The sequence below is a fragment of the Zemynaea arenosa genome, assembly GCF_004614185.1.
Lineage (GTDB): Bacteria > Pseudomonadota > Gammaproteobacteria > Burkholderiales > Burkholderiaceae_D > Telluria > Telluria arenosa.
This window is the reverse complement of record NZ_SPVF01000130.1, coordinates 1-6,207: the sequence shown is the minus strand read 5'-3', so window position 1 is coordinate 6,207 and position 6,207 is coordinate 1. Positions and strand designations below refer to the sequence as shown.

General features: G+C 66.0%; 8 protein-coding genes. 6 read left to right on the top strand and 2 right to left on the bottom strand.

Annotated elements, in window-relative coordinates; all coding sequences use genetic code 11:
- Window positions 1-175 precede the first annotated feature (175 nt).
- Complete coding sequence (locus E4L96_RS10320; RefSeq protein ID WP_220433416.1) at window positions 176-1,105, top strand: hypothetical protein; 930 nt, start codon at window positions 176-178, stop codon at window positions 1,103-1,105.
- A gap of 96 nt (window positions 1,106-1,201) precedes the next feature.
- Here E4L96_RS10320 and E4L96_RS10315 read toward each other — a convergent pair whose 3' ends face one another.
- Entirely contained in the window at window positions 1,202-2,116 is a 915-nt protein-coding gene (locus E4L96_RS10315) for a serine hydrolase (protein ID WP_135207135.1), read from the bottom strand.
- A gap of 448 nt (window positions 2,117-2,564) precedes the next feature.
- Here E4L96_RS10315 and E4L96_RS10310 point away from each other — a divergent pair, with 448 nt between their 5' ends.
- The gene (locus E4L96_RS10310) at window positions 2,565-3,089 is read left to right on the top strand and encodes a GNAT family N-acetyltransferase (RefSeq protein ID WP_135207134.1); all 525 of its coding nucleotides are present in this window, start codon (window positions 2,565-2,567) and stop codon (window positions 3,087-3,089) included.
- 87 nt (window positions 3,090-3,176) lie between these two features.
- Window positions 3,177-3,824, top strand: coding sequence for a YcbK family protein (locus E4L96_RS10305; RefSeq protein ID WP_135207133.1), 648 nt, complete (start codon window positions 3,177-3,179; stop codon window positions 3,822-3,824).
- Window positions 3,825-3,830: 6 nt separating this feature from the next.
- On the opposite strand, the gene E4L96_RS10300 is transcribed toward E4L96_RS10305, so the two are convergent.
- A complete protein-coding gene (locus E4L96_RS10300; RefSeq protein ID WP_135207132.1) occupies window positions 3,831-4,013 on the bottom strand; it encodes a DUF3460 family protein in 183 nt (60 codons plus the stop codon).
- 103 nt (window positions 4,014-4,116) lie between these two features.
- On the opposite strand from E4L96_RS10300, the gene E4L96_RS10295 reads away from it, so the two are divergent.
- The 3 genes from E4L96_RS10295 to E4L96_RS10285 are packed head-to-tail and all read left to right on the top strand — an operon-like array spanning window position 4,117 to window position 5,951.
- Window positions 4,117-4,467 (top strand): hypothetical protein, encoded by a 351-nt coding sequence (locus tag E4L96_RS10295; protein WP_307721638.1) that lies wholly within the window; start codon window positions 4,117-4,119, stop codon window positions 4,465-4,467.
- A gap of 22 nt (window positions 4,468-4,489) precedes the next feature.
- A complete protein-coding gene (locus E4L96_RS10290) occupies window positions 4,490-5,266 on the top strand; it encodes a transporter substrate-binding domain-containing protein (protein WP_135207130.1) in 777 nt (258 codons plus the stop codon).
- A 10-nt stretch (window positions 5,267-5,276) separates the two neighbouring features.
- Window positions 5,277-5,951 carry an amino acid ABC transporter permease gene (locus E4L96_RS10285; protein WP_135207129.1) on the top strand — a complete coding sequence of 225 codons (675 nt, stop codon included), beginning with the start codon at window positions 5,277-5,279 and terminating at the stop codon, window positions 5,949-5,951.
- The last annotated feature ends 256 nt before the right edge of the window (window positions 5,952-6,207 follow it).

The following is a 6,207-nucleotide window of genomic DNA, read 5'->3' as shown; positions in this document are numbered from 1 at the left end:
GCGCGCGAATCGGGCGTGCATCCGTCCACCCTGGCGCGGGCTTTCCGTGCGTGGACCGGCGACAGCATCGGTGGCTATGTGCGCCGCCTGCGGCTGGAGCTGGCGCTGGCGCTGATCGCCCGCCACGGCCGCGCGGCGGACTGGCGCCGCGCCAGCCTCCGATCCCACGGCCGACATGCGCCGCCTGCTGCTCCAAGGCGATATCCGCGGACTGCTCGATACCGTAGGCCCGCAAGCGGACCGGCTCTCCGGCCGCGATGCCATCGCCTTCGGCTGCATCCGCGAGCGCTTTGCTCATCCGCCCGCCACCATCACCGGCCCGGCCGCGCCGTTCCTGGCGGCGTATCGCCAGTACTGGCGCATGCAGATGCTCGGTGAGGCGGCCAAGGCGCGAGCCGAGGCCGCCCTCCTGGCCCAGCTCAACGCGCTCCTGCCGGGCACCGGCTGGAACCGCGCCAGCCTGGATGCGGCCACCAATCAGGTCAAGGTCTACCTGGACGGGCAGGGCGTGCACACGCTGACCGGTATCACGCATCCGTTCTATGAACTGATGCTGTGGACGCAAGAGGAGCGCAAGGACTACACGGTGCAGTTGCCGGAGCATACCGTGCAGGTTCCGGTGGTGCTGATGGGCGGCTTCCTGTCGCGCGGCTGGCTCAGTTACGCGAGCTGCGAGCGCACCGGCGCGGGTGGCTGGACGGCCAACGGCGTGCTGTATGCACTGGCGGACAACTACGATCTTGAAGGCGAGAAGTTCAAGGTCACCTTCCTGGGCCACGAAGGCCAGCACTTCGCGGACAACCGCGATTTTCCGAAGCTGGAGGAGTCGGAGCTGGAGTACCGCGCCAAGCTGACCGAGCTCGCGCTGGCGAGCGATCCGGCCGCGCTGCTCGACAAGTTCCGCACCAGCGCGCAGCGCGGGCGGCGGGTGCCCCATGCGCACGCGGAGTACTTCGTGGGCGAAAACATGCGCACCCAGCTCGCCGGTGTGGCCGCGCCGGACCGGGCGCGCCTGCAGGCAGCCGCGCGCGCACTGCTTGCTGCCAGTTCCTCCCAGGCGCGGGCCGCGGGAGCGGCGACGGTGGTTCGCCTGCTGCCAGACTGACCGCTCCGGGCCGCTGGGCAACAGGCGGGACGCCGACGGTCTGGACAAACAAAAGGGACGCCGCGGCGTCCCTTTGTGCATCAGCAGTCCAGCGTGTTACGAACGGCGGCGGCGCTGCTTGACGGTGATCTTGCGCGGCTTGGCCTTGATCAGGCGGACGCCGGCCGGCTTGGCGGCCACGCGGGTGGTCTTGGCGGCCACGCGCGCCGGCTCCTTCTCGCCGGTGATGAAGCGGCGGATGTTCATCGCGTCCAGCACGCGGGCCGAGCTGGCCTTGGCGTTCAGCAGCACCATGGTCGCGTTCTTGCCGGCAGACTTGATCTTCATGATCAGGCAGCGGCCCGCTTCCTGCGTGTAGCCGGTCTTGGACAGGCCGATGTCCCAGCCCTTGGCACCGACCAGGCGGTTGGTGTTGTGGAAGCCCACGTCCCGGCCGTTGATCGAGATCTCGTCGTTCTTGGAGGTCGTGATGCGGGTGATCTCCGGGTAGGCCGCGGCGGCATTCGCCATCTTGACCAGGTCTTCCGCGCTCGAGCGGTTGTGCGGCGACAGGCCGGTTGGCTCCTCGATCACGGTGTGGGTCATGCCCAGGGTGGCGATCTTGGCCTTGACCGCGGCCTTGAAGGCCGGCAGGCCGCCCGGATAGGTGCGGCCGAGCGAGGCGGCGGCGCGGTTATCCGACGACATCAGCGCCAGCTGCAGCACGTCGCGGCGGCTGATCACGCCCCCGACCGGCACGCGCGAGGTGCTGTGCTTGAGCATGTCCACGTCCGAGCGGTCGATGGCGATCTTCTCATCCATGTCCGGCTTGGAGTCCAGCACGACCATGGCGGTCATCAGCTTGGTGAGCGAGGCGATGGGAACGACGGCGTCGGCGTTCTTTTCGAGCAGGATCTTGCCGGTGTCGTCTTCGATCACCAGCACGGACTGCGAGCCCAGGCGCGGTTCACCGGCGAAGGCGGTGGTGGCGGCGGAGGTCAGCAGGGCAGCGACAAACAGTTTCTTAATCATGGATTCCTTGTTCCAAGAGGGGCGGCTCCACGCTAAAAAAGTGTCAAATTGACTCAAGGGAACTGTGTCTAGCTGTGAAGCAATACTTTAAGTCACGAAGATATCATCACGGCTGGCCTGTGTAAATGGCGCACAGACCAGTTTGAGCTGCTGAGGCCAAAAAAAGTTCCTCCAGTGCGCAGCAATCCCGCTTGCTACCTATCTGGGGCATTCCACAGGGTATTGAAATGGCGAAATGTCACCTTTCCGTAAATATTTTTGACCGTTGTACGCGAGCATGGTTATGCATATAACGCGCTTGTGTCGCCAACTTCGGTTCGTCTACAATCCGCAGCCGCCGCGAAGTTTAAGGCACGCAACCACAATGCGCCGCGCAACCACGGGCGTTCCGGCGAAGGTGTATAGTCGGACCGATTGGGTGAAAGAAACAGGTTTTTCTTTTTTGACTATGGGTATTCAGATCCGCACTGCTACTGTCGACGATGCCGCCGCTGCCTGCGAGGTGCTGCGGCGTTCCATCGTCGAGTGCTGCGCGCTGGATCACCGGAATGACCCGGCCATGCTGGACAACTGGCTCGGCAACAAGACGCCGCAAACCGTGGCGGGCTGGTTCACCGCACCCGCCAACCATTCGCTCGTCGCCGAGCTGGACGGCAGGATCGTTGGCGTTGGGCTGATCAACCAGGCGGGCAAGATTTCGCTCTGCTACGTGGTGCCGGAGGCCCTGCACCGCGGCGCCGGCAAGGCCCTGCTGTGCGGGCTGGAGGACCAGGCGCGCGCGTGGGGCGTCAGCGTGGTCAAGCTCAAGAGCACGGCAACGGCGAGCGAGTTCTACGCGCGCAATGGCTACGTCCACGCGGGCAAGGACAAGTCCTGCTTTGGCCTGGAATGCGATTTCTACTGGAAGCAGCTGAACGCGGAAAATGCCTGTTCGGCGTCGGCCCGCAAGCGCTTCTGTCCCTGCAGCGGCTGAACGCCGCCACATCTGCACACGTGCGGACTTGAAAATGGCGGGTGTTCCGCTATAGTACGGCTCATCTTTTAGCACCCCCGGTCTGACATGTCTTCTCGCAGGGATTTTCTCCGTCAGGGCCTCGCATTGTCGGCCCTGGCCGCACCGCTCGCTTTCGCCAAGGACGGCAAGGAGCGCGCCGCCACGGCCGATGCGGCCCCGGCCGATCTCGCTCCGCCGCCCGACCTGTTCGACGCCCAGTCGCTCGACCTCGATTTCTGGATCAAGCCGCGCACCCTGTCGCTGGTGCGCCCGCAGAGCGGCGAAAAGACCAGGGTGCTGTACTGGAAAGATGGCGAGATCGTCGACGCCGCGTACCAGGAGCTCTGCCACATCCTGCGCGACGTGCAGGGCAAGGAAGCGGCCGCCATGGATCCCAAGCTGCTCGAAACGCTGTGGGGCACCCAGGCCTACATCGCCCGCTTCGGCATCGAGCAGCCGCTGGAAGTGCTGTCCGGCTACCGCACGCTGGACACCAACAACAGGCTCATCGAGCAAGGCATCCCGGCCGCGCGCCAGTCCCTGCACTGCAAGGCCAAGGCGGCCGATGTGCGCATCGCCAAGCTGACCTCGGACGTGCTGGGCGGGCTGGTGCGCAGCTTCCGCCAGGGCGGCGTCGGCTTCTATTACCGCGAAGGGCCGAAAGGCGGCTGGATTCACGCCGACACGGGACTCCAGCGCACCTGGAAGGGCTGAGCCCGCTTACTGGTAGGGGTAGCCCTTGGCTGGGACTTCGGATGCCTTCTCGCGTTCCTGCGCGTCCAGGTCGAGCCGATGGTCCCACCAGATATACCAGCCGCGCTTCTGGTCTTCCACCACGTCCGGGTGCTTTTCCAGGAAGCGGTTCATGAAGCCCTCGAAGTCCGACGTGTAGTTGGTATTCATACCTGACCTCCGCAAAATGCCGTACGATACGGCGTCTGACATTTTTCCCAATGCAATGACCCAAGAAGCAGTTCCGCGTTTCCGCCCCCGTCCCTGGATTGAATTGCTGACGCCACAAGATGTGGAGGCATGGATCGAGGAACACAACGCCTGCATGCAGGAAATGATCAGCCCGAAGGAGACCGGGGTCGGCATCTGCTTCACGCTCGGCCCGGGCGGCAATGTCTACATGCAGACGCTGGACGACGCGGTGGTGCTGGACGTGGACGAGGAGGCGGAATGGATCGCGCCCCTGATCGTCGCCGCCACCGGCGCCGAACCGCCCAAGGGCCGCATCTGGGTGCTGCCCGCGGACCGGCTGGTGCAGCTGATCCTGGGACTCTCGACCCTGGTCGCCAGCACGGTGCTCGTCACCGGCCACAAGTTCGGCGTGCGCGCCCGCGCTTATTACTAGAACGATTTCACAAGGGACCCTCATGAAGCTCAAGCTCCTCGCCGTCGCCCTGACCGGCCTCCTGACCCTGCAGGCCCACGCGGCCGACTTGCTGGCCGCCGCCAAGGCGCGTGGCACCCTGCGCGTGGCGATGGAAGGGACCTACCCGCCGTTCAACTTCAAGGACGCCAAAACCAATGCGCTGACCGGCTACGACGTGGACGTCGCGCGCATCCTGGCCGCCAAGCTGGGGCTCAAGCCGGAGTTCGTGGCGACCGAGTGGAGCGCCATCCTGGCCGGCCTCGCGGCGGGCAAATACGATGTGATCATCAGCCAGGTGGCCATGAGCCCCCAGCGCGCGCAGGCCTTCGACTTCTCCATCCCCTACACCTATTCCAGCCCGCAGCTGGTGGTGCGCAAGAACGATGCGGCGGTCTACACCAGCTTCGCAAGCCTGAAGGGCAAGAAGGTGGGCGCGGGGCAGGGCACCGTGTACGAGATGCAGGCCAAGGCCGCGCCGGGCGTGATCGTCAAGAGCTACCCGGCCACGCCGGAAACGCTGGCCGACCTGGCCTCCGGCCGCATCGACGCGGCCCTCAACGACAGCCTGATGGTCGCCTACCTGCTCAAGAATTCGCCGCTGCCGATCAAGGCCGGGGCGCGCGTGGGCGAGGTGGCGAAGATGGCGATCCCGTTCCAGAAGGGGAACCCGCAGTTCAAGGCCGCGCTGGACAAGGCCCTGCAGGATGCCGCCGCCGACGGCAGCCTGAAGGCCGCCTCCATCAAGTGGTTCGGCATCGACGTCTCCCGCCCCAACTGACGCGCGGCCGATGGAACTCGAATTTGCGGAGCTGCTCCAGCTGCTGAAGGACGCCGCCCCGGTCATGCTGACCGGGACCATGTACACCCTGCTGTTCGCGGTGGCCGCCATGGTCGGCGGCCTGGCGATCGGCTTCCCCACGGCGGTGATGCGCATGTCCGAGTGGGCCGTGGTGCGCTGGCCTGCCAATGTGTACGTGAGCGCGATGCGCGGCACGCCGCTGCTGGTGCAGCTGTTCGTCATCTACTACGGCCTGCCCAGCATCGGCATCGAGTTCACGCCGGTGACGGCGGGCGTGCTGGCGCTCAGCCTCAATGCCGGCGCCTATCTCTCGGAGAGCATCCGCGGTGCGATCCTCAGCATCGGCCAGGGCCAATGGCGCGCGGCCTACAGCCTGGGGCTGGGCCACTGGCAGACGCTGTACCACATCGTGCTGCCGCAGGCGCTGCGGGTCGCGGTGCCGTCCATGAGCAATACCCTCATCAGCCTGATCAAGGACACCTCGCTGGTCTCGGTGATCACCATGACGGAGCTGATGCTGGCGACGAAAGAGGTGATTGCCGCCACCTTCCGCCCGCTGCCGCTGTACATTGCGGCAGCGTGTATCTACTGGGTGCTCAGCCTCGCCTTCGAACATCTGCAGCGCGTCGCCGAGCGGCGCCTCAATCGCGCCCACGTCCGCTGACGCTTGGAGCGGCCGTGGCGCAGTCCGCACGGCCGCTCCAGGGTGGCTCGACACCGCCCGCCGCACCATGCTAGTCTCAGGCCCAGGAGTACCACCAGGGCGCGGGTGAGGACGCGCCGTGCGGTGCGAGGCGATATGTCGGCCAGCGATAACGATAACGATAGCGGTAGCTCCAGTTTCAAGCCCCAGGCGGCGCAGGCGGCCCGGCCGCCGGAACGCGGCCGGATGGCCGGCGGCGGGGCGCACGAAGCGCGCC

What these genes read in the sequence shown, in the direction of transcription:
- E4L96_RS10320 (WP_220433416.1), top strand. Translation starts at nt 176, where the DNA reads ATGCGCCGCCTGCTGCTCCAAGGCGATATCCGCGGACTGCTCGATACC.
- E4L96_RS10315 (WP_135207135.1), bottom strand. Translation starts at nt 2,116, where the DNA reads ATGATTAAGAAACTGTTTGTCGCTGCCCTGCTGACCTCCGCCGCCACC.
- E4L96_RS10310 (WP_135207134.1), top strand. Translation starts at nt 2,565, where the DNA reads ATGGGTATTCAGATCCGCACTGCTACTGTCGACGATGCCGCCGCTGCC.
- E4L96_RS10305 (WP_135207133.1), top strand. Translation starts at nt 3,177, where the DNA reads ATGTCTTCTCGCAGGGATTTTCTCCGTCAGGGCCTCGCATTGTCGGCC.
- E4L96_RS10300 (WP_135207132.1), bottom strand. Translation starts at nt 4,013, where the DNA reads ATGAATACCAACTACACGTCGGACTTCGAGGGCTTCATGAACCGCTTC.
- E4L96_RS10290 (WP_135207130.1), top strand. Translation starts at nt 4,490, where the DNA reads ATGAAGCTCAAGCTCCTCGCCGTCGCCCTGACCGGCCTCCTGACCCTG.
- E4L96_RS10285 (WP_135207129.1), top strand. Translation starts at nt 5,277, where the DNA reads ATGGAACTCGAATTTGCGGAGCTGCTCCAGCTGCTGAAGGACGCCGCC.